Annotated in this window: 20 protein-coding genes; 6 read left to right on the plus strand and 14 right to left on the minus strand. The window is 35.3% G+C overall.

Features of this window, described 5'->3' with window-relative positions; all coding sequences use genetic code 11:
* Nucleotides 1-185: 185 nt before the first annotated feature.
* From MKY29_RS21695 to MKY29_RS21730, 8 genes are all read right to left on the minus strand, one after another.
* Nucleotides 186-1,451 carry an MFS transporter gene (locus MKY29_RS21695; RefSeq protein WP_090567456.1) on the minus strand — a complete coding sequence of 422 codons (1,266 nt, stop codon included), beginning with the start codon at nt 1,449-1,451 and terminating at the stop codon, nt 186-188.
* A 92-nt stretch (nt 1,452-1,543) separates the two neighbouring features.
* Nucleotides 1,544-2,350, minus strand: a complete 807-nt coding sequence (locus MKY29_RS21700; RefSeq protein WP_093495530.1) for an SDR family NAD(P)-dependent oxidoreductase — start codon at nt 2,348-2,350, stop codon at nt 1,544-1,546.
* Nucleotides 2,351-2,627: 277 nt separating this feature from the next.
* Complete coding sequence (locus MKY29_RS21705; protein WP_340880724.1) at nt 2,628-3,455, minus strand: MetQ/NlpA family ABC transporter substrate-binding protein; 828 nt, start codon at nt 3,453-3,455, stop codon at nt 2,628-2,630.
* 18 nt (nt 3,456-3,473) lie between these two features.
* Nucleotides 3,474-4,136: a methionine ABC transporter permease gene (locus MKY29_RS21710; RefSeq protein WP_093495532.1), complete on the minus strand. Its 663-nt coding sequence runs from the start codon at nt 4,134-4,136 to the stop codon at nt 3,474-3,476.
* The gene (locus MKY29_RS21715; protein ID WP_340880725.1) at nt 4,129-4,878 is read right to left on the minus strand and encodes a methionine ABC transporter ATP-binding protein; all 750 of its coding nucleotides are present in this window, start codon (nt 4,876-4,878) and stop codon (nt 4,129-4,131) included. The genes MKY29_RS21710 and MKY29_RS21715 overlap by 8 nt, the downstream gene beginning before the upstream one ends.
* A gap of 442 nt (nt 4,879-5,320) precedes the next feature.
* Nucleotides 5,321-6,229: an ABC transporter ATP-binding protein gene (locus tag MKY29_RS21720; protein WP_093495534.1), complete on the minus strand. Its 909-nt coding sequence runs from the start codon at nt 6,227-6,229 to the stop codon at nt 5,321-5,323.
* A 16-nt stretch (nt 6,230-6,245) separates the two neighbouring features.
* Complete coding sequence (locus MKY29_RS21725; RefSeq protein ID WP_340880726.1) at nt 6,246-7,436, minus strand: ABC transporter permease; 1,191 nt, start codon at nt 7,434-7,436, stop codon at nt 6,246-6,248.
* 13 nt (nt 7,437-7,449) lie between these two features.
* Nucleotides 7,450-8,568: a hypothetical protein gene (locus tag MKY29_RS21730; RefSeq protein ID WP_340880728.1), complete on the minus strand. Its 1,119-nt coding sequence runs from the start codon at nt 8,566-8,568 to the stop codon at nt 7,450-7,452.
* 360 nt (nt 8,569-8,928) lie between these two features.
* Here MKY29_RS21730 and MKY29_RS21735 point away from each other — a divergent pair, with 360 nt between their 5' ends.
* The 6 genes from MKY29_RS21735 to MKY29_RS21760 all read left to right on the plus strand — a co-directional run bounded on the left by MKY29_RS21735 (nt 8,929) and on the right by MKY29_RS21760 (nt 12,612).
* Complete coding sequence (locus tag MKY29_RS21735) at nt 8,929-9,513, plus strand: TetR/AcrR family transcriptional regulator (RefSeq protein WP_093495537.1); 585 nt, start codon at nt 8,929-8,931, stop codon at nt 9,511-9,513.
* 26 nt (nt 9,514-9,539) lie between these two features.
* Nucleotides 9,540-10,316 (plus strand): alpha/beta fold hydrolase, encoded by a 777-nt coding sequence (locus MKY29_RS21740; protein ID WP_340880730.1) that lies wholly within the window; start codon nt 9,540-9,542, stop codon nt 10,314-10,316.
* Between the two features lie 155 nt (nt 10,317-10,471).
* Nucleotides 10,472-10,849 carry a SpoIIAA family protein gene (locus tag MKY29_RS21745; RefSeq protein ID WP_340880732.1) on the plus strand — a complete coding sequence of 126 codons (378 nt, stop codon included), beginning with the start codon at nt 10,472-10,474 and terminating at the stop codon, nt 10,847-10,849.
* 239 nt (nt 10,850-11,088) lie between these two features.
* Nucleotides 11,089-11,511: a MarR family transcriptional regulator gene (locus MKY29_RS21750; RefSeq protein WP_093495540.1), complete on the plus strand. Its 423-nt coding sequence runs from the start codon at nt 11,089-11,091 to the stop codon at nt 11,509-11,511.
* Between the two features lie 166 nt (nt 11,512-11,677).
* Nucleotides 11,678-12,343: a hypothetical protein gene (locus MKY29_RS21755; RefSeq protein WP_093495541.1), complete on the plus strand. Its 666-nt coding sequence runs from the start codon at nt 11,678-11,680 to the stop codon at nt 12,341-12,343.
* Nucleotides 12,340-12,612, plus strand: coding sequence for a hypothetical protein (locus MKY29_RS21760; protein ID WP_093495542.1), 273 nt, complete (start codon nt 12,340-12,342; stop codon nt 12,610-12,612). The genes MKY29_RS21755 and MKY29_RS21760 overlap by 4 nt, the downstream gene beginning before the upstream one ends.
* Nucleotides 12,613-12,826: 214 nt before the next feature.
* On the opposite strand, the gene MKY29_RS21765 is transcribed toward MKY29_RS21760, so the two are convergent.
* From MKY29_RS21765 to gltS, 6 genes are all read right to left on the minus strand, one after another.
* Nucleotides 12,827-13,927: an ABC transporter permease gene (locus MKY29_RS21765; RefSeq protein WP_340880735.1), complete on the minus strand. Its 1,101-nt coding sequence runs from the start codon at nt 13,925-13,927 to the stop codon at nt 12,827-12,829.
* A complete protein-coding gene (locus tag MKY29_RS21770; RefSeq protein ID WP_340880737.1) occupies nt 13,927-15,189 on the minus strand; it encodes an ABC transporter permease in 1,263 nt (420 codons plus the stop codon). Before MKY29_RS21770 ends, MKY29_RS21765 begins: the two co-directional genes overlap by 1 nt.
* Nucleotides 15,190-15,201: 12 nt before the next feature.
* Nucleotides 15,202-16,134, minus strand: coding sequence for an ABC transporter ATP-binding protein (locus MKY29_RS21775; protein WP_093495545.1), 933 nt, complete (start codon nt 16,132-16,134; stop codon nt 15,202-15,204).
* Nucleotides 16,135-16,246: 112 nt separating this feature from the next.
* The gene (locus MKY29_RS21780; protein ID WP_093495546.1) at nt 16,247-16,879 is read right to left on the minus strand and encodes a response regulator; all 633 of its coding nucleotides are present in this window, start codon (nt 16,877-16,879) and stop codon (nt 16,247-16,249) included.
* Nucleotides 16,815-18,017, minus strand: coding sequence for a sensor histidine kinase (locus MKY29_RS21785; RefSeq protein ID WP_340880740.1), 1,203 nt, complete (start codon nt 18,015-18,017; stop codon nt 16,815-16,817). Before MKY29_RS21785 ends, MKY29_RS21780 begins: the two co-directional genes overlap by 65 nt.
* A gap of 450 nt (nt 18,018-18,467) precedes the next feature.
* Nucleotides 18,468-19,652 carry a sodium/glutamate symporter gene (gene gltS / locus MKY29_RS21790; RefSeq protein WP_241598630.1) on the minus strand — a complete coding sequence of 395 codons (1,185 nt, stop codon included), beginning with the start codon at nt 19,650-19,652 and terminating at the stop codon, nt 18,468-18,470.
* Nucleotides 19,653-20,148: the final 496 nt, after the last annotated feature.

Raw genomic sequence — 20,148 nt, forward strand, 5'->3', positions numbered from 1 at the left:
CTCTTTCTATTTATATTTAGATATCTAAATATATTACATCTAAATAATATCAAATTCTTTTCTTAAAGTGCAAGTAAAAAGATTCAAGTATTTGACATAACTTAAGTTGAAAGAAAGCAAAATGCACAGGCGATTTTTTATACAAATCACCTGTGCATTAGTAGTTTTTTATATAAGTTACTTAGTTAATCCCAGAAGCCTTCTTGCTCTAATTTCTTTTTTCCTCTAAAAGCAATAAGTACACATACAATATTAATGATCAACATAATAACTATTGCATATAAAACGGACGTATAACTTCCCGTAAAGTCGAATACAAAACCATAGGCTGGTAAAACAACAATAGATGCTATTGCTAGCCCCATGGAAGCGTTTGAATATATTTGACTGTATTCTTTGTTCCCAAATAGACTTGAAGTAAGTGCTGGACCTAATGTTCCTATAGAGGAAGATATTAAACCGAATAGGCCTACTGCAACTGTTATTACAACTGTGCTAGATGCGGAGAATAATAACAGACAAATCGCTATCAAACCACCACTCATGGCAAAAATAGCTGTATTTTTGGAGCCAATCTTATCACTTAAGATACCAATAGCTAATGATCCAATAAGAACACCAACCATATAGGTTCCCATTACATTACCAGCAAAGGTTACATCAAAACCTTTAGCCATCAAATAGGTTGGAATGTGCATCGAAAAGCTTGCAATAGATGTAATTAGAAAGAAAAAGATTACTAGTGCATAAAAAGCCGAAGATTTTCTCGCTACAGCCATTGATACCCCTTTATTGCTAGTTTCACTCGGTGTACCTGTACCGTTATCTTCCACTTCTTCTATACCATAAGGAAGTAGTCCCTTGTCCTGAGGTAATTTTTTTATAAAAAGTAATATAATTGGAACAACAATAATAATGATTGTGATCCCAACAATCATATAAGAGGTTCTCCACCCTTGATTGGCAATAAGGTTCCCGATAATTGGTTGCGAGATGGCACCAAGTGCTCCTCCTGCTGCACTCATGATTCCAAGTGCTAGACCATTGTTCTTTTTAAACCACTGATTAATTAGGACTGGACCAGCAATTACAGTTATAAACACACCACCAACTGCTAGTGGTACTGCGAATATATACCAGCCCCATACAGAATTCATCAAACTAAACATTGCAAATGCTCCAGCTTGTAAAACTATCGCAACACTTAGGAGTAACCGTGTATCATATTTCGCCATTAGTTTACCGCCTATCGGTAAAAAGACCATTGTGACAATTGCAGATACACTAAAATATAATGATAGACTTCCCATTCCAATTCCAAGCTCTTTCGTGATAGGTGACAAAAATAGCCCGGAGGAATTATTTAAACCGCCTTTTCCTAAACCGACGATAATACATAGTGCTAATAAAATCCACCAAGCATAGTGAATTTTCTTTCTATTTTGACCCATGTAGTTTCTCCTATTTCTATATTTCTATTATTTATTTCTGTTAGAATATTGCTAGATTTTTTAATTATGTCCAAGCACTAGTAGGCTTTTATTTAGCTTTTTGCTTTTTTCATATATTCGTTAAAATCTGGAACACTTGGATTTGCAATATAATGTCCGCCTTCTACTTGGATTGTTTGGCCAGTAATAAACTTAGATTCATCTGAAGCTAAAAATAACACTGTATATCCAATATCATCCGGTTCACCATGGTATGGTAGTGTATTATATTTTGCAAATATATCTAGTACCTCCGGTGTCATATTGTTCTTAGCCGCAGGGGTCAAAATTAAACCAGGTGCAACAGCATTACAACGGATCTTATCCTTCCCGTATTGGGTAGCAATATATTTCGTAAGATTTACTACAGCTGCTTTTGATGCTCCATATGCAGCACGAATAGTATCACCAGTAAATCCTGCCATTGATGCTGTATTTATAATAGAGCCACCACCAGCTTCAATCATATGCGGTATAGCAAATTTACTACCTATTAAGACACTCTTTAGATTCACGTTCATAAGTCGATCCCACTCATCAAGATCTATATTAACGACATCTAAATCCTTCTTAAGATTAGTCAAACCAACGTTATTAAATAGAACCGAAATTTTGCCAAAGTTCTTAACGGTAAACTCAATAGCTTCCTTAATAGAATTTTCATCGCCAGCATCAAGGAAAATACCGAAAGCATCTCCTCCATTAGCATTAATATTCTCTGCTGCTTCTCTTGCACCTTCCATATTAAAATCGGCAATAACTACTTTTGCACCTTCTTTTGCCAATAATGCGGCTGTTGATAATCCTATACCTGATGCTCCCCCTGTTACTAGTGCCACCTTACCTTGTACTCTTCCCATTGTTTAATAACTCCCTTCTCCAGTTACACCAAAATCAATTAGTGTCATCTCTATTCAATTATAATTAGATATCAAAATATTTGGCATCTAAATAATATCAGAAATTTTTTTCTACTGCAATGAGTTCTTTGTTTAAACTCTTATAAAAGAATCGTTTTTGCACTATCTTAGTATGGAATAAATATATTAGTATAGATAAAACGTTTACCGAATGTATAACTAAAAAAGGACCATTCTTAGTTGTAAACAACTTGAATAGCCCTTCATTATATTTATACTAGAACGCTGGAATTGCAGTTTCATCATAATTTTCTTCTAAAAACTTTCTTACTTCTTGACTCGTCATAGCTTCCGCTAGCTTTTGGATGGCCTCTGATTCAGCATTATCCTTGCGTGCAACTAGTGTAATTGCAAAATCATTTTCGGATCCTTCCGTAAGGAGAGCATCACTTTTTGGCGTCAATCCAAGTGGTGCAGCATATGCAGGTGTCATGATTACTGCATCTGCATCATCATACATTCTCGCCAACATTAACAAATCTACTTCTTCAAATTTATAATTTTTTGGGTTGTCCACAATATCAGCTTTCGTGTAATATGGACCAGTTTTTTCTTGTAAAGTGATGGCATTATGTTGAGCTAACAATGCCAATGAACGATCTATATTAGAAACATCGTTCGCAATGGCGATTACGGAATCCTCCGGTAATTCATCCATTGAATTATAGTCTTTAGCATATACACCATAATTCGCAAAATATATAGGAACAATAGGGACTAGTTCTGCATCATTGTTTCTATTGAATTGCTCCATATAAGGAACATGTTGAAAGAAGTTTGCATCTACTTCATTTGCTGCAAGCGCACTATTAGGCTGAACGTTATCACTTAATACAACAATTTCAAGATTAATCGATTCTTCTGCTAGTTTTGGTTTAACAAGCTCAAGAATTTCCGTCATCGGAGGGATTAACGAAGCAACTTTCAATGTAACTTCTTCTTGATCATTACCTTGCACTTTTTTCTGGTCCTTAACTTCTTCCTTTTGCCCACAACCAGTTAATATTAAGGTGATCATTGTAATTAGTAAGAATATTTTTTTCATTTTATTTCCTCCTATTATTTATCTTTTATCAATCAATCTGGATATAGTTGTTCCAACGAATTGCAAGAGCTGTACAAGTATGACCATAATAATAATCACATAAATCATTAAATCTGTTTTGAATTGCTGGTATCCATACCGAATGGCAAAGTCTCCTATACCACCACCTCCGACAACTCCCATGATCGTCGAGTACGAAATAAAGCTAATAATCGAAGTTGTTAATCCAAGAACAAGTCCAGAACGGGCTTCAACATACAGAAATTTAAAAACAACTTCTTTAACAGAAGCACCCATTGAAACCGCCGCTTCAATTACACCTTTTGGTACGTCCAATAAAGACTGCTCGACTAATCGTGAATAATGCGCGATTGCTATTATCGATAATGGAATAGTTGCAGCCGCTGTGCCAATGGCTGTTCCCATGATTAGCCTTGTAAAAGGGATTAAAAATACAACTAGTAATAAAAATGGAAAAGAACGTACTATATTTACCAATAAATTTAGTGACGAGAAAACAAACTGGTTCTCAAGTATTTGGTCCTTCCTGCAAAGAAAAAGTAATGTCCCAACTGGAAGACCTACTAGAATCGCCGCTAAAACAGAAACACCAACCATAACAAAAGTTTCTCCAATAGATGACCAAATTTCAGCTTCATATTGAACTAATATATCAGGCATGATCCATCTCACCGACCTTTGTTAATTGTTCTACAAAGTACTTTGGACTATTGTCTGTATTTAGAATCCTTTTTGGTTTAATTGTTACGGTGTCATAGACTTCTCCATCCGCCATTACAGTTACTCTGTTACATATACTTTTAATCACTTCCATCTCATGGCTGACAATGACAATTGTAACCCCAAAGCTTTTATTTATGTTTTCCAATACACTTAATATTTCTGCAGTCGTATTAGGATCTAGAGAAGAGGTTGGTTCATCACACAACAAAACTCGGGGGTTATTCGCTAACGCTCTTGCGATCGCAACGCGTTGTTTTTGTCCACCACTTAATTGTGCGGGATACTTGTCCTTTAAACTCTCTAACCCAACAAATTGAAGACATTCTCCTACACGGCTCTTGCGTTCTTCCCTAGGAAAGTTTGCCAACTCTAAGGATACAGCAACATTTTCGTAAACCGTTTTATTTGCTACTAGATTATAGTGTTGAAAAATCATCCCTATGGATTTCCGAGCTTGTCGGAGTTCTTTGCTATGTAAATTTGTTAACGTTTGACCATTTACCTCAACTTCTCCTTCTTCAGGAATTTCCAACAGGTTCATCAACCGTAGCACGGTAGATTTACCTGCTCCACTTGCTCCGATAATTCCATGAATCTCTCCTGCATTTACTGTTATAGATATAGATTTAATGGCCTGAAACCGGGAATAACTTTTACTGACCTTATGTAACTTAATCATAAAAAAAACCCCTTTCTAGTAGTTGAAGGGTGATTACAATAGCTTCAATTATAGACTAATATGCTTGGGCTGTCATTTTACCAGATAATTTCGTCAACGGGAAAATAGTCAGGCAGCCTTCTGTGGTCTAATCCCTGGAAGGTTGACTATAGAATTCAAAGAAAGGTGCAGTACATGTAAATTAGTCGAACAAACGAATAAGTGTAAGAAAAATATTAAAAGAAAGAAAAATAGTTATCCAACCATAACTCCTTTAAGAAGAGATATGGCTAGACAACTATCGTTTCCCTTTTTACCATAATTCACTTTGGTAATGGAGTCTTTTATTTTGAACTAGAACTGGGCTAATATTTATAAAACGATATAGTCTTTCAAGTACTTTTTCATTTTTATACGAGTCGAGCATTGACTAATGGGAACAATAATTCCCTATCTTTTGTCACTACTTTTGCTGGTACTCCATTGAATATAAATCATTTAGTGTCAATTTACCAAAGCTAAAATCAGTCAACTGTTGAGCTATTAAATACTGTGTGATGCTACCTAACGTTTCTGTGTCCTGCTTACTTACATCGATAAGTGTTTTGCCACTTGGTAATGTCTGCACATGTAGTCCTGAAAATTGCTTTTTAAATACTTCAAGATGCTCTTGTGAAAAATTGGAGACTCGGACCGTTGTTACCTTATTGTCAGTAAAGCCAGGTACCAATTCATCTACTAGCTTTAGTTCCCCAGTTTTCATAAAAAATATACGGTCTGCATATTGCTCAAGGTTTTCTAATAAATGTGAAGCAATAATAATTGTTTTACCTTCCGCTTTCTTTTGCAAAAGTATTTGGGATATTAGCTCTACATGCGTTGGATCTAAGCCATTCATAACTTCATCCATCAGCATCACCTGTGTGTCAGAGACAATTTGCATGGCAAAGCATAACCGTTGGCGCATTCCTAAAGAATAGGTGCCTGTTTTTTTCTTCACATACGATTCCATTCCAAGCTGTACAATCGTGTCTTCAATTAACTTGGGATTACTATTCCACATTGCTTGATAGATCTTCAGATGGTTCTTTCCAGATACATGATTATATAAATCACTTTGGTCCGGCATCATAGATACACCTTGATGTATCTTCACCTCGTTTGCTTTACTTGAATATTGCAATTCATGATTTAAAATCACCTGTCCTTGATTGGGAGACAAATAGTTCATGATTACATTCATCAGTGTCGATTTCCCAGTTCCATTGGGGGCTACTAAACCAATGATTTCCCCCGGTTGGAACTTAATCGATATATCCTTTAATACCTGTTTGTCTCCAAACTGAACGCGTATTTTCTTTAATTCCAACATATTTAACACCCTTTCTCTATGCTATTAACTTAAACCTTTTAAATTTACTCACAATCAGCGTCAATATCACCAAGAAGAGTGTACAACATCCTATAATTGTTAACCCGTGTTGGTAAGTTAAGTCAGGCGACTGATAAACAAAATTTCTATATCCTGAAATGACTTGTCCTACTTGCACATATGATGTTGGATAGCGCTCAATATCTGAATATGCTCCCATTACTCGTTCAAAATAAAACCACTCGGCTGCAATTATGATAAAGCTGACAAATAAATTAGCAAACTCAGCTTTTACAATGATACTTAGGAACAAAATGATTGCTATTAAGAATAAGAACCAAACACCAATAAACAATATATTTTTCAATAGAAATGTACTCATAGTCATATTGGTAAAGGTTTGTTCTATGTAAGAATAGAAAGGCACCGGGAGTGAAAAATCACCAAAACCATTTTGTAATCCGATAGCTATTAAAACTACGTATAGAGGAACAAATGACAAAATACTTCCTACAAAAGCAACTAGCCCTTTCATCAATAGCTTTTTCCAATCAGAAATCGGAAATCCTTTTAATAAACTAGGGTTACGACGATCTTTCAACACAATATCTACAGATAAAAGAATACAACTTATAAACAGTACAATTGGTAGATAATCATTTAACATACGTTGTAACGTTTGTAGAGCAGTTCTTTCTTCAAACAAGTCCATCGACAGCTCAGAACTTCCTTCTACATAACCAGTAAAACGGCTAGCCGTATAGCCATAACCATAATGACCATCAGCATGGGCATAATTATTACCATAGGTATAATAGAGAGGATTATAGAAGAAAGAGTCACCGTTAACAGTCAGTTGGTCTGAATATAGGTACCATCCCGCTGTTGCTTCTGCATACTTTAAATAATCCTTTTCATTAATTGCATCAATTCTTGCCCGATCATATTCATTCCACTGAGGGAATACTGCAAGTGCAAAAGCAACTGAAGGATGTATATTATCTTTTCCTTCTACACTTTTGATAAAATCATCTCTCGTCGTGAAACGTGCTTCCATCTCAGCTACATCGACTTTTTCAATAGGTTCATACGAAGGTGCAACTTTTAATACAAAATATAAACCTAAAAAAAGTAAAATAACATAAACAGCTATGTTTTTCTTATTCGTAAAAAATTGCTTAAACTCCCATTTAAAATAAGCCCACATGTCTTACACCTCCCTATATTTTCTGAAGCTTACCTGTCGATAAAAACCATTTAATAACTGCCATCAGCAATACTATGCTAATGCATAAATAGACCAAGCCTGCATTGCTATTCAACGCGACCGGGGTTTCTAAATTCAGAGTATCTCCATTTAAAACACTTGGAAAGTTTACATAGTTAAACGGATTAAATGGTAAAAGCTCAATTAGGGATGGAAACAAAATTGGTATGACGACAAGGATGATCTGTACAAATAAAGTTAAATAAACATTTCTTAATAATACATTTAAAATTACGGACAATAAAATTGCAAAAACTGCCAAGCAAATCATATATACAATCGAAACTGCTATGTATTTATAAATTGGATAAATTGTTACTTCCCCATTAAAAACAGCTACTGGATATGAAGCTTGTCCCAGTCCTTTAAAATAGATTAGCGGCAAACTACATACAATAAGCTCTATAATAAAGATAAAAACAATCCCCATTGAAGTCATACATTTCGCTAATACATACTTGGTAAAAGCAATAGGATAACCTTTAATAAGAGAGGTATGTCGGAAATCATCTATCATAATGTTAGATGCGTAAATACAGATAAGAACAAACCAAACTGATCCTACTATGCTAAATAAAAACGCTAAAAATGGATAGAAGCTCAGTGAGCCAAAAGACAATACTAAATCGTTCTCCTTTAAATATTGGTAATAGTAGGAATCCATTTCATTTTCTATTTTGGAAGGCAAGTTTACAGCGACCAGATCATAATCATCCATTTCAAATGCTTGTTTGCGTAATTCGGTTAACTCTATTGCTGTTTCTATAAATAACTCTGGCTGCTCTGTTTTTAATGCCATCCCTTGTTTTGGGTAAGTGTAATATTGTTTCACGATATTTTTGTATATATCACTACCATCCCCGTATTCACTAGCATCAACAATTTGAAATTTATTCATAGCTACCTTGGCTGGTAACGATTCAATTGATTTTTCCTTAATCGGATTGCCTAACTCTGTTGCATTCGCATAAACAACCATCCCAATAATACTAAGCGCTACAATTAAACAAGCAAAAATATTCTTCTTATCTGTCCTTTCTATTATAAAAAGCGTTTTCAACATACTTCTCATACGATTTCACTCCTCCAGCAAAAGCATGATGAAAGTAATTCATCATCTGTATTATTCACTAAATTTCACATACTTTATTAATACTCCGTTTATTTAAGTTACATATAGGTCTTTGAAACGAGAGAATTAACAAGAATATTTTAAATTCTCTATCAATAATTCTATACTCATCCGAAATATACCTTCTTTAGAAAAAAAAGTAACATTATATTATATACTTTTCGTTAGTTAAAATTTATAAAAGTGATAATTTTAAAAGCATGTGATTTAGCTAAAATTGCTTTTTGACAAAATTTATAGTTTACTTTAAGTTAGTAAGTAATTAACCACTTACTAATAAGGAGAGGAGGTAATAATGGTATGTCTCGACCACGTGAATATTCGGATGAACGAATTTTTCAAGGTATTCATTCAGCCTTAAGCAAATATGGTTACACAAAATTGACTCTAGATAATATCGCGAAAGAAATTATAATATCTCCTGCTGCACTCTCTAAACGATTTGGATCTAAAAAAAATCTACTCCTTTTCTATATGGATACTGTCATTAAGTTGACCACTCAAAGTTTTGTGACTTCGCGTTCTGTATCTGGCTCTAAATTGCACGCTTTAAAATCTCTCCTTATTCAATCTCTTGGAAAGGTAGAAGATGCGCAGACACTCGCTAACATCACTTCACTTTTTATTGAATCTGTTTCTGATATGGACTTTCTAGAATATTCTCAACGTCGTTTGCAGCTTATTGACGAAGAGGTTCAATACTTCCTTCGTGCAGCTATAGAGGACGGTGAGCTTTTAAATATCGAACTAGACCAAGTGGAAACAACAGCTCGCATTCTACAAGGCGCTATAGCTGGATCCCTCATGATTTGGCTAAATAATTCTACACGTACATTGGAGCAATGGCTTGATGATTGCTTCAATATAATATTGAAGCAGTCTTGAGAATGTGAAAGAAAGGAATGAATCTTATGCCGGTATATGAGGTAAATAACGTTAAGCTTTTTTATAAAATTAACGGATCAGGGGAACCTATTATTTTCACTCATGGACATTCGATGTATCACAAACAATGGGAACCTCAGGTAAATGAGTTGTCAAATGACTATCAAACCACCGTTTGGGATGTGCGAGGCCATGGATATTCTAGCTTGCCCTCTGGCAAGGTAGACCCTGAGGATTTCTCGAGAGATTTAATTTCACTACTGGATTATCTCGAAATCCAGTCAACAGTCTTATGTGGCTTATCCATGGGCGGACATATTTCGATTCAAACAGCTATTCGTTATCCGGAAAGAGTAAAAGGTCTTATTTTAATTGGTACTCCGTTTACAAACACTTTTAACTGGTTCGAAAAATATTCAACACCTATTAGTAAGTTTAGCCTTCGTTTTCTTCCGTTTAATATGACTGCAAAATGGACCGCTGATGTTATCTCAAAGATTAATCCAGAAAATCACGCTTTTGTTATGGAATCCTTCTCTAAGATGACAAAAGATAATTTCTTACGTCATTGGAGTGGAAATTTGCGAATGGAAAGTAAAAATGATCTAAATAAAATTCAATGTCCAACTATGATTTTGCATGGTGAAAAGGACAATATGGTCAGAAGACAACAGCAATATTTGAAAGCGAACATCAAAGATGCCGAATTTTATACAATTACTAATGCGCATCATCTAACGAACAGAGATAATCCGGAGGATGTTACGGATTATATTCAAAATTTTATGAAGCGCTTAAAATAAAATATATTAAATTTGTTTGGTTCTTCTTCTATCTTTTTAATTGCCACCCTCAAGTGCATTTTCCTTTGAAAGTTCAGTTGCATTATTTAAGAATTATTACGTATTGATTTTAGGAGATCTGTACGCATAATTGTTACTAAGGAGGGAATTTCAAATTGAGTGGACAAAATATTAGCACTACAGTTTCAGGAGATCTAATTGTTACGCATCTTATTGGTAAGATTAATACAAACGATGTCAGTGAATGGTTTAACGGCTTTAATCAGGCTTGTCAGCTTTTTATTTCCGAGGGTCGTAAATTCAAATTGTTAGTGGATAGAAAAGGATACACTCCCGATCATTTTTCTGTTCAAAAAGCATGGAAAGATAAGTTCTTCAATGAAGACATTTTGAATCATAGCAAGGCAATTGCGTTTCTCCTTGAAGAAGGGGAAATAATGAATTATTTACAGCAAACCAATACAAAAGAATCCGTAAACTTCTTCAGTAATTATGAACAAGCATTAATTTGGTTAAATGAATATCCAATATAAATCCTATTGAACCAGTTGCTTAATTCGACTGGTTTTTTTGTCCGTATTTCTTTTCCAAATTGCTTAGCAACTCTAAAATAATACGGGGCACATTGATAGTACAAGTGAGTTCTTTATTGTAAATACTATTTCCTCTTGCATCATAAAGTTAATATTGTAAGGATATTTGCAATAACCAAAATTAAATATATACTTGCTATATAATTAAACTAGTAAATATTATAATGGGCAGTGATTAAATGACAATTAATAGTCAAATGTACAATGTGGAAATAATAATGAGAGAGATGCTTGAAGTACAGCAAAAATCTATGATGTTCGTCAACATGCTCTCTGAAGGAGAATCATTATCTCAAAACCAGCTTATACTTCTTCTTCAATTGAAAATTAAGGGTGGAATGAAAGCAACTGAAATTGCTGATTTTTTCAGTGTAACACCTGGAGCAGTTACATCAATGTGCGATAAACTAGAAAAATTAGATCTATTAGAGCGAATTAGAGAGACTGAAGATCGAAGAGTAGTGAAAATGGTTTTAACGAAGGATGGAGAAATTAAAGTACAAGAAATATTTTTAAAATTTCCACAAGAAAAACTAACAGATATTGCACAAGTTTTAATTGATGTAAATCTGTTAATGGGAAAACTTTTAGGGATTTCATAAAAATGAAATCCTTTTTTTATTGTCTCAATATGTGGCCTGCCTATTTAAAATTGCCTTCTATGTACAATTTTTTGTTATTGACAAAACAAACCTGCATATAGTTTAATTGAAATATATTTTAGTAATTAAAATATTTACTAAGTAAATTAATGTGAGGTGTTTATCCATGACAAGTGAACGAATTACAAAGCTCCGCAGTTTAACATTTACAAGTGGCAATATTAAAAACTTAGCCACAGACTGTGAACAATTAAATATTCGAGGTTCTGTAGCTTTACACCAAGAAGTACGATTAAGGGAAATTTCCTCACATGGTCATAGCTCTTTTCATTCTCTCGTTTCAGCGAATATTTTTAAAAATACAGGAGCTTGTGTCATCAAAGATTTTTGTGAAATTGATGAGCTTACAAATGCGGGAGACTTAAAACTGCGGTATGGAAAAATAACGAAGATTAACAGTTCAGGAAAGCTAACAATTGAACAAAGTTTACAGGTAAAACAGTTTCATGTAATTGGCATTATAAAAGCAAAGGAGATACAAGCAGAACAGTTTCATTTAAAATTGTCTGGTAGAAGTGACATCGAACAACTTATTGCAGATGAAATATGTGTAGATAAAAAAAAGTTATCTATCTCTTTATTGAAGAAAAACCTGATTTGCAAATCCATAAAAGGGAAAAGCGTGCATCTTTCCAATACAAATGCGGAAATTGTTGAAGGGGATATTGTGACGATAGGTGATAATTGTATTATACACACACTTTATTACACAGGGAGCTATTCAATTTCGCCAAATGCCAAAGTACAGCATATTAGGAGTAAAAAGAAATGAAAATAATCCAATCATTTTTTTGTTTATTAGCAATTCCGGTTCTATCTATTCTATATGTAGGGTTGATGGCAAGTGCATTAATATCAATCTTAGCAGGCATTTTGCGTACATTTGGACTGGACAAAATAGAAATGAGTATTTGGCAAGACGTTAACATTCCAGTGCCTTTAAGCATCCCTTTCTCACTAATTGTTTCTTTATTGCTTTTCTTTTCCTCACTTTATGTAAAACGTTCTATAACATTCTGTATTTCCAAGCTTAGGTATTAAACTTTTGTACACCTACACCTACTTGCTGATTTTAATGCCTGTAACGCTCTTTTTTTAGAGTAGTGACTAAACCACTAATCATCTAGGAGAAGAGCTACAGGCACTTCAATCGACTATCAATAATATCAACATTGAAACATAAAAAAATTTTGATTTATACATAAAGCTAGCATTGCTTGGAGTAAAAGGTCCGTTAACATGGACTAATCAATTCTTACCCCTTCCCTCGTTCTCCCAAGTTAATCCCAATCCCCATATACATTACACCAATCAACAGCAAAAATGAAAGGGGTAACGAAATATCACTCCACCCTGCACCAAAGAGAGCAACATCCATCATTGCATCGACCGCATAACCTAGTGGAAAGATATCCGCTAGGAAGTTGAATACTGGGTTATCCATTGCTCCTGGTTGCATATATATCCCACTAATAACTGGAATCATCGGAACAATAGACGGATAAATCATATTAAATTTTTCAGGTGTTTTAGCAATTCCAGCAATAAGCATAGCCAAGCTTACTGAGCTCATTGTATATACTGCAGCTATCGTTAGAATCATCGGAAGTGATCCTATCTCGTAGTTCAAAGCATATTTAAAAATGAGAAAAACAACGACTAATTGGATAAATCCAATGAAAAAGCTATATAATAAGTGGCCAACATACATATTTATTTTACTGACAGGGGAAAGAATCAGGCGGTTCCATACTCCACTTACCTTATCTTCATTAATACCATTTACTCTAAAACCAATAGTAAACATTACGATAAACAGTGTAAAACCAAATAGTAGCTGAGTACCCATATCATGACTTGTAAGTTTTCCACCATTAATATTTTCCGTTTGAACAGTTATTGGTGAATTTTCCAAATAGTTTTTGAGTTGTTCTCTTAAATTTGTTGTATTTTCCGAACCGGCTATCGCTTGAAGTTGGGCCTCTTCTATAAAGACTTGATGAATCTCTTGCTCTACTAACAAGATGTCAGGCATATCCGATGCAGTAATTAAGCGATAATCATTGTTCATTAAATGAATCGCTACATCCCTTTTTCCTTCTCTAACCTGTTCTCGAGCTTCTCTTTCTTCTGAAATGACAAATTCCGTTTCACTATTATCATTTAATAGCTTAACCCACCGTTGTTCAATTTCCTCTGCATTTGAACCAGATGCAAAAACATCAACAGTTATTTCGGTTTGACGAGATGTATCCCCAAAAATTAGGGTTGCTAAAATACTGAGGGCAATAAATAAAAGGACAAGTAGCGGTTTTCGTTTATCTTTTATAAATTGTGCATACAAAACTGGATACATTAAATACGCCCCCTGTTTGGAAAGATAGATATACTGATAGCAAAACAAACGATAGAAATAGCAGTAAGAACAGTAAGGGGAAAGAATAAGTCACTCATATCGCTAAACTGAATCCATTTTATAGCTGTTGTCTGTGTTAAACCATTTGGAGTCCATTCCCCAATTTTTTGAAATACGTTTGGAAGTCCTTCAAGTGGAAAAAAGCTACCACCTAGAACCCCTAGCCCCATAATGATTAGAGTAAAAAGTCCACTTGCTGTATTACTATCACTCAGATGAAGAACAATTGAGGTAAACAACGATGATAGTCCAGCAACCGTTAAGGAAAAAGCAATCATTATTACAACGAGTCCCACCCAAAATTCCAACGTCTTTCCAGGGAATACGCTTAATAACAGTTGAACAGCTGTAAAAGTAATAACCATCTGTATACAGACCAATATAAAGGTAGATACTGTTTTTCCTAATAAAAAGTTTATTGGATTACTATTTGTTAATAGAATTCTATTAACAACTCGTTCACGCTTTTCTGTAACGGTTTTTAAAGCTACAGTTTGAGCTAAAAACAAGGCAAACAAAGTACTAATCGCAATCGTAAAGTATTGAGAAATGCTATACGTATCAATTCCTTCAACAACTTCTCTTCCCCCCTGTGGCAATACGGGTTCAGCGTACACAGTTTCTCCTGTACTTCCTAAGGCAAACTGCACATTTAATGAATGAACAAAGTTATGAACGATATCTTGAAGTGCACCTACCTCAGTAGATGGATCTTTCGCTAAAATATTTACAGGTATATGATTGGGCCGCTCGTCTAATAAGACAACGGAAAGTACCTCATACGTAAATCCTTCTGGAATCCTTATAATCGCGTCAAGATCCCCGTTATTTACTTGTTTTGTTGCTTCCTGTTCGCTGATTTCCTTTATAGTAATCCAGTCTTGTATTTCGGGATTTATTAGAAAATCATGTATTAGACCAACGGGGTTAAGGTTTGCTGCTTCATCAAGGACTTTCTCTTTTTCAGTAGGAGATAATTCTGTTTCTTTCACAGCATGTTCAAATTGTTCTTTCCCGACCTTCTCGTCATCTGCTACCAATAATGCTATATCGATATGAATCGCTTCTTCATCATCTTTAAAAAGACCTGAAAAGGCGAAGTTTAGTATGACAATAAGGATAATCGGAAGTAATAGAGCCATTAAAATCTCTTTGCGGTCTCGCCAAAAAACTAGTATGTCTTTTTTAATAAATGAGCTCATTTTCATCTCTCCTTAATCCCGCAATGTTTTGCCTGTAAGGTGTAAGAAAACATCCTCTAAACTTGGAATTTCTACCTGATAGTTAACGATCTGAATTCCCTCTTTTTCTGAAGCAAGTACTAGCTTACTTAATAAATTACTATTCTTTTTAGAGATAATTCGAAGTCCTACATTCGTTTCATCCAATTGAAAAACATTTGAAAAGGATTTAATCGTGTCAATTAACGATTCACTTCTATTGCTAAGTTGAACTTGGATAGTATCCTCAGTAGATAAAATACTTAGTAATTCTTCCTTACTACCAGAAGCGATAATCTTTCCACGATCCATAATATAAACCCTCTTACATAGTTGCTCCACCTCTTCCATGTAGTGACTTGTATAAAGGACTGTTGTACCAGAGGTTTTATTTAATTCTCGAACAGTCTCTAAAATATGGTTTCTTGATTGGGGATCAATTCCAACAGTAGGCTCATCTAAAATTAGAATCTTGGGTTGATGCAAGAGAGCTGCAGCTATGTTTATTCTTCTTTTCATCCCACCAGAAAATGTTTTAATAAGTTCCTTTTGTCGCTCCTTTAGTCCAACCATTTCTAGCACTTCTTGAATCCTTCCTTCTAAAATATCTTTTTTCACTTGATAGGTTTGACCGAAAAATTTCAAATTTTCATATGCCGTGAGTTCTTCATATAATGCAATTTCCTGCGGCACAACTCCTAATACTTTTCGAATTTCAGAAGGGTCTTTTATTGTACTTTTTCCATCAAGCTTGATATCCCCAGAAGTAGGTCGAATTAAAGATGATATCATTGAAATTGTAGTTGATTTCCCAGCACCATTCGGTCCGAGTAATCCAACCGATTCTCCTGCATCTAAATAAATATTAATTTCATCTACAACCTTTTTACCTTTAAAACTTTTACTAAGCTTCACTGTTTCGAGCATTGATCCGCACCCCTTTATCGATTGTTAAGTTCAATATATAAAAAAAGAAACAGTATCACTACTGTCTCTAGTCACGACTTATTTATTTATCCATTACTTTTGTTTATATTATTTATACAAGATTGTGTCGAATGGCATAAATAGCTAGTTGAGTACGATCCCTTAAGTCTAATTTACTTAAAATTTGACTTGTATTATTTTTCACAGTACCTACAGAAATAGCTAGTCTTTCAGCTATTTCATTATTATTAAGTCCATCACCAATACATTTTAATATGGCTCGTTCCCTTGGGGTTAAAGTGGAGTCTGGTTCTTTAGTGTCCTGCTGTTTCATCAACTGGGGAACGACTTTTGCTGCTATTTGCTCTTCCAACGATAATCCCCCCTTCAATGCACTACGGATTGAACGGAGTAAAGAACTGGTATCACCATTTTTTAAAATGTAACCATTCACCCCAATACGAAGTGCCTCCATTACATAATGATCATCATCAAAGGTAGTTAACATTAAAATCTTCGTATTGGGCCAGCGAGATTGAATGACCTTTGCTGTTTCCAATCCATCCATAATAGGCATCCTAATATCGAGTATTGCAATATCAAATTGCATTTTTTCACATAGTTTCACAGCTTCTTTTCCATTGTCTGTTTCCCCAGTAACATTATACTCATGCTCTGTTTCAATCATCATTTTTAATCCCTGTCTCACCATTACTTGATCTTCTACCAGTAGTATCCGAATCATGCTTATCACCTATATTTGTCATTTTAATATAACCACTAACTGTAAACTGTACTTCTGTTTGATATACTTTTAATTCACCATTATATTTTTCTAATCGTTCTCTCATGGATCTGAGTCCAAATCCTTCTTGATAGCCTCTCTTTTGAGAGACTAGATTACTAATTTCAAAACGAAAAATACTACCACCCGGTGCTTCAAAAAGAATATTTGCTTCTTTGACTTGACTATGCTTCATTATATTTGTTAATGCCTCTTGGACAGTACGATAAATTACAAAAGATTGTTCACCGTTTAAAGGGGCAGAAAAAGCACCATATTTTACAGAAAAATGAATGCGCATCATATTTTCCAGTTCTAATTTTCGAATTAAACGTAAAATACCAGGAAGCCCACCACTATCATTTGCCTTGAGTGATTTTACGGCCCTACGTGTTTCATCTAGACTATCACTAGCTATTTCTTTTAAGGACTGTACACTTTCCTTGTAGTCCTCAGAAATTTGCAAACGAAACATTTCTAACTGCATTATTAGTGCTGTCAATTTATGACCAACTGAATCATGTATTTCATGGGCAATCATTGCCCTTTCCTCTTGTCTTGCTAACTCCTCATCCGAAACCGCTCTTCGCTTTAGGTCACGACTTCCACTTAAAATCTTCTGATATCGTGCATCTAAGTCCATTAACTGATACTTTGTTTTTATATAAAATATTAAAGCAATGAAAAGCAGAACTGTATATATGGCTATGAGGAATTGGATGAGCGGCGCTAAATTACTATATAAAACGGTTATCGATAATCCAAATACTCCAAATATCCCATTAACTATACTATATCTAAACGGCATTCGATAAAATCCCTCTGCTATTAGAAGGGAAATGATAAGGATAAGAAATGGATTAAACTCTTTATTGAAGGGAAACAGGATAGCTATTGCAATAATGCTATTCATACATAAAAGTAAAAACAGTAAATATAGCTTTTTTTCGATTAGTGGAACGATAAAAAAGAGCAGAAAGTATAATGAAACCCCAAATATACTAGTAGTTAAAAGGTCTTTATTCATTTTCAAAAGGTAACTAATAGCAAATGGCCAAACACTCATGTTTATCAGAATCCACAACCAGTAGAATTTCATAGTATGACCCCATTTCATACAGGGAATATATTAACAATATTAGCACTTACCTCTCTATTTCACCATATATACTGGAATAACTCTAAAGGAATCCTTATCACGATCTCCAATCTATCTCATGGTGTAAAAAAAACTTTCCTAGCTGTACTAGAATAAGCTCTATGGATTCCACATATAAAATGGCATTGGCATCTTATCATTCACTAATTTACTTATGAGACGGTTCACTGTTACTAATACTTATCATATAGAAGGTGTTGATAGGTGTGCGAGAAGTGTATTTAGTGGATATAAAAAATACTGTTGACGTAAGGATTCTCTCTTTTGGAAGAAAACTTTTTTCTTCCTCAGTCTTATCTATACAAAAAAGCTTCTAGCCGATAGACAAGGACTAGAAGCTTTTTTTATTAAATCAGAAATAGTTAATCTGAAAACAGTCATTTCAATAAATCACTTGAACAAGTTAATGGTCGTGATAATGATTGGTGCGCTAAATACAACATCGATCAGGAATGCACCAACAATTGGCACGACTAGGAAAGCCGTACGAGAAGGACCATACTTGCTCACGGTCGCGGACATGTTCGCCATTGCGTTCGGTGTTGCTCCCAGCCCGTGGCCTAAGAATCCCGAGATCATAACAGCTGCATCGTAATCCTTGCCAAGCAATGGAAACATCACAAAGAGGGCATACAAGACGACGACGATAACCTGGATGAGTATAATGCCGATGAGTGGTAGTGCGAGATCTGCTACTTCCCATAGCTTGATGCTCATCAGTGCCATCGAGAGAAAAATCGCAAGCGAAACATCACCGATTAAGTTGATCTCCTTCATGTTCACCGTGCCCTTTATAAAGCGATCGGCAAGATTCCTGACCATGACCGCCACGAACATCGCCCCGATATAGGACGGTAGGACGAAGCCGGTCACATTCGTAAACAAATCACCTAGATACGTTCCCACTGCCATCGAGAACGTGATGAGGGCAACCTGAACCATGAATGACCACTCTTGAATCGGTCTCTCATCTTTCTCTACATACCCTTCTATTTTACCTGTTGCTGGCTTCAAGTCATGTTTTTTAATCAGGTACCGTGCAACTGGGCCACCAGAAAGGCTACCGCAAATCAGTCCAAGTGTAGCGGCGGCCATCCCAATTGTTAAAGCTGAGGAAATGCCCAAGTCCTCAATCGTCTGTCCATATGCCGCAGCACCGCCATGTCCTCCGTTCATTGAAACTGCTCCAGCCATGACACCTAATAGTGGGTCAATTCCAAACAATCCGGCAAACGAAACGCCGATTACGTTCTGCAAGAACACCGTAACTCCACACAAGAGTAAGTAGATGACTAAGAGTTTCCCACCCAGTTTGATGAGCTTGAAGCTTGCCCCAAGGCCGACCGTCGTAAAGAAGGCGATCATAAACAGCGTCTGTAGCGATGTATCCAAGGAAACCTCGACTATCCCCGTAGTTTTCAACACGAGCGCTAAAGTAGCGAATATCAAACCGCCGACGACAGGAGCAGGGATTAGAAACCGGTTAAGTAATCCGATGCGGTTGACAAGTGCCATTCCAAACAAATAGAGAGCTACTGCAAGGAACAAAGTTGTAATTTGATTGAGTTCGATCATATATCTTCACCTTTCTAAAAAGCCTTTACCGCTCCATTGATGAAGTTCCCCCAGCCGAACCGTTCAGCCGTTATCATCAATATCTTAGTTAACTTTGGATATGTTAAAGCTTGTCGTTTTGTCATTTTCGCATATGTGCTGAATGAACGCAGCCAGCTAATCACTGCATAATTCGAATTTCGTTTCCTCTCGAACACATATGTGACACCGAGCCCATCTGCACGGTAAAAATGCTTTGACGAGTTGCAATCGTCTCACTGTAGATTTACTACTTATCCAAAGACTGCAACTCTTTCCTTACACAAAAGACTCAACCTAAACTAATGCCGATATACAAGGACCATCCTTATACTCCAACAATAAATCCTAGTATTAGCACGGTAAAAATTTAATATGCCTTAGTAAATTTTAATTTTTTCATCAACAATAAGTTTCCCTCTACACTTGGTAGCGCTTTCACGCGTAGGAGGTAGCTTTATATTAGTATTTTACAGGA

It is taken from the genome of Psychrobacillus sp. FSL K6-2365, assembly GCF_038003165.1.
Taxonomy (GTDB): domain Bacteria; phylum Bacillota; class Bacilli; order Bacillales_A; family Planococcaceae; genus Psychrobacillus; species Psychrobacillus psychrodurans.

Coding starts and splice junctions, on each gene's coding strand:
- MKY29_RS21765 (WP_340880735.1), bottom strand. CDS start 13,927: ATGTATCCAGTTTTGTATGCACAATTTATAAAAGATAAACGAAAACCG.
- MKY29_RS21705 (WP_340880724.1), bottom strand. CDS start 3,455: ATGAAAAAAATATTCTTACTAATTACAATGATCACCTTAATATTAACT.
- MKY29_RS21780 (WP_093495546.1), bottom strand. CDS start 16,879: ATGATTCGGATACTACTGGTAGAAGATCAAGTAATGGTGAGACAGGGA.
- MKY29_RS21695 (WP_090567456.1), bottom strand. CDS start 1,451: ATGGGTCAAAATAGAAAGAAAATTCACTATGCTTGGTGGATTTTATTA.
- MKY29_RS21735 (WP_093495537.1), top strand. CDS start 8,929: ATGTCTCGACCACGTGAATATTCGGATGAACGAATTTTTCAAGGTATT.
- MKY29_RS21725 (WP_340880726.1), bottom strand. CDS start 7,436: ATGTGGGCTTATTTTAAATGGGAGTTTAAGCAATTTTTTACGAATAAG.
- MKY29_RS21720 (WP_093495534.1), bottom strand. CDS start 6,229: ATGTTGGAATTAAAGAAAATACGCGTTCAGTTTGGAGACAAACAGGTA.
- MKY29_RS21740 (WP_340880730.1), top strand. CDS start 9,540: ATGCCGGTATATGAGGTAAATAACGTTAAGCTTTTTTATAAAATTAAC.
- MKY29_RS21770 (WP_340880737.1), bottom strand. CDS start 15,189: ATGAGCTCATTTATTAAAAAAGACATACTAGTTTTTTGGCGAGACCGC.
- MKY29_RS21715 (WP_340880725.1), bottom strand. CDS start 4,878: ATGATTAAGTTACATAAGGTCAGTAAAAGTTATTCCCGGTTTCAGGCC.
- MKY29_RS21785 (WP_340880740.1), bottom strand. CDS start 18,017: ATGAAATTCTACTGGTTGTGGATTCTGATAAACATGAGTGTTTGGCCA.
- MKY29_RS21760 (WP_093495542.1), top strand. CDS start 12,340: ATGAAAATAATCCAATCATTTTTTTGTTTATTAGCAATTCCGGTTCTA.
- MKY29_RS21750 (WP_093495540.1), top strand. CDS start 11,089: ATGACAATTAATAGTCAAATGTACAATGTGGAAATAATAATGAGAGAG.
- MKY29_RS21700 (WP_093495530.1), bottom strand. CDS start 2,350: ATGGGAAGAGTACAAGGTAAGGTGGCACTAGTAACAGGGGGAGCATCA.
- MKY29_RS21710 (WP_093495532.1), bottom strand. CDS start 4,136: ATGCCTGATATATTAGTTCAATATGAAGCTGAAATTTGGTCATCTATT.
- gltS (WP_241598630.1), bottom strand. CDS start 19,652: ATGATCGAACTCAATCAAATTACAACTTTGTTCCTTGCAGTAGCTCTC.
- MKY29_RS21755 (WP_093495541.1), top strand. CDS start 11,678: ATGACAAGTGAACGAATTACAAAGCTCCGCAGTTTAACATTTACAAGT.
- MKY29_RS21775 (WP_093495545.1), bottom strand. CDS start 16,134: ATGCTCGAAACAGTGAAGCTTAGTAAAAGTTTTAAAGGTAAAAAGGTT.
- MKY29_RS21730 (WP_340880728.1), bottom strand. CDS start 8,568: ATGAGAAGTATGTTGAAAACGCTTTTTATAATAGAAAGGACAGATAAG.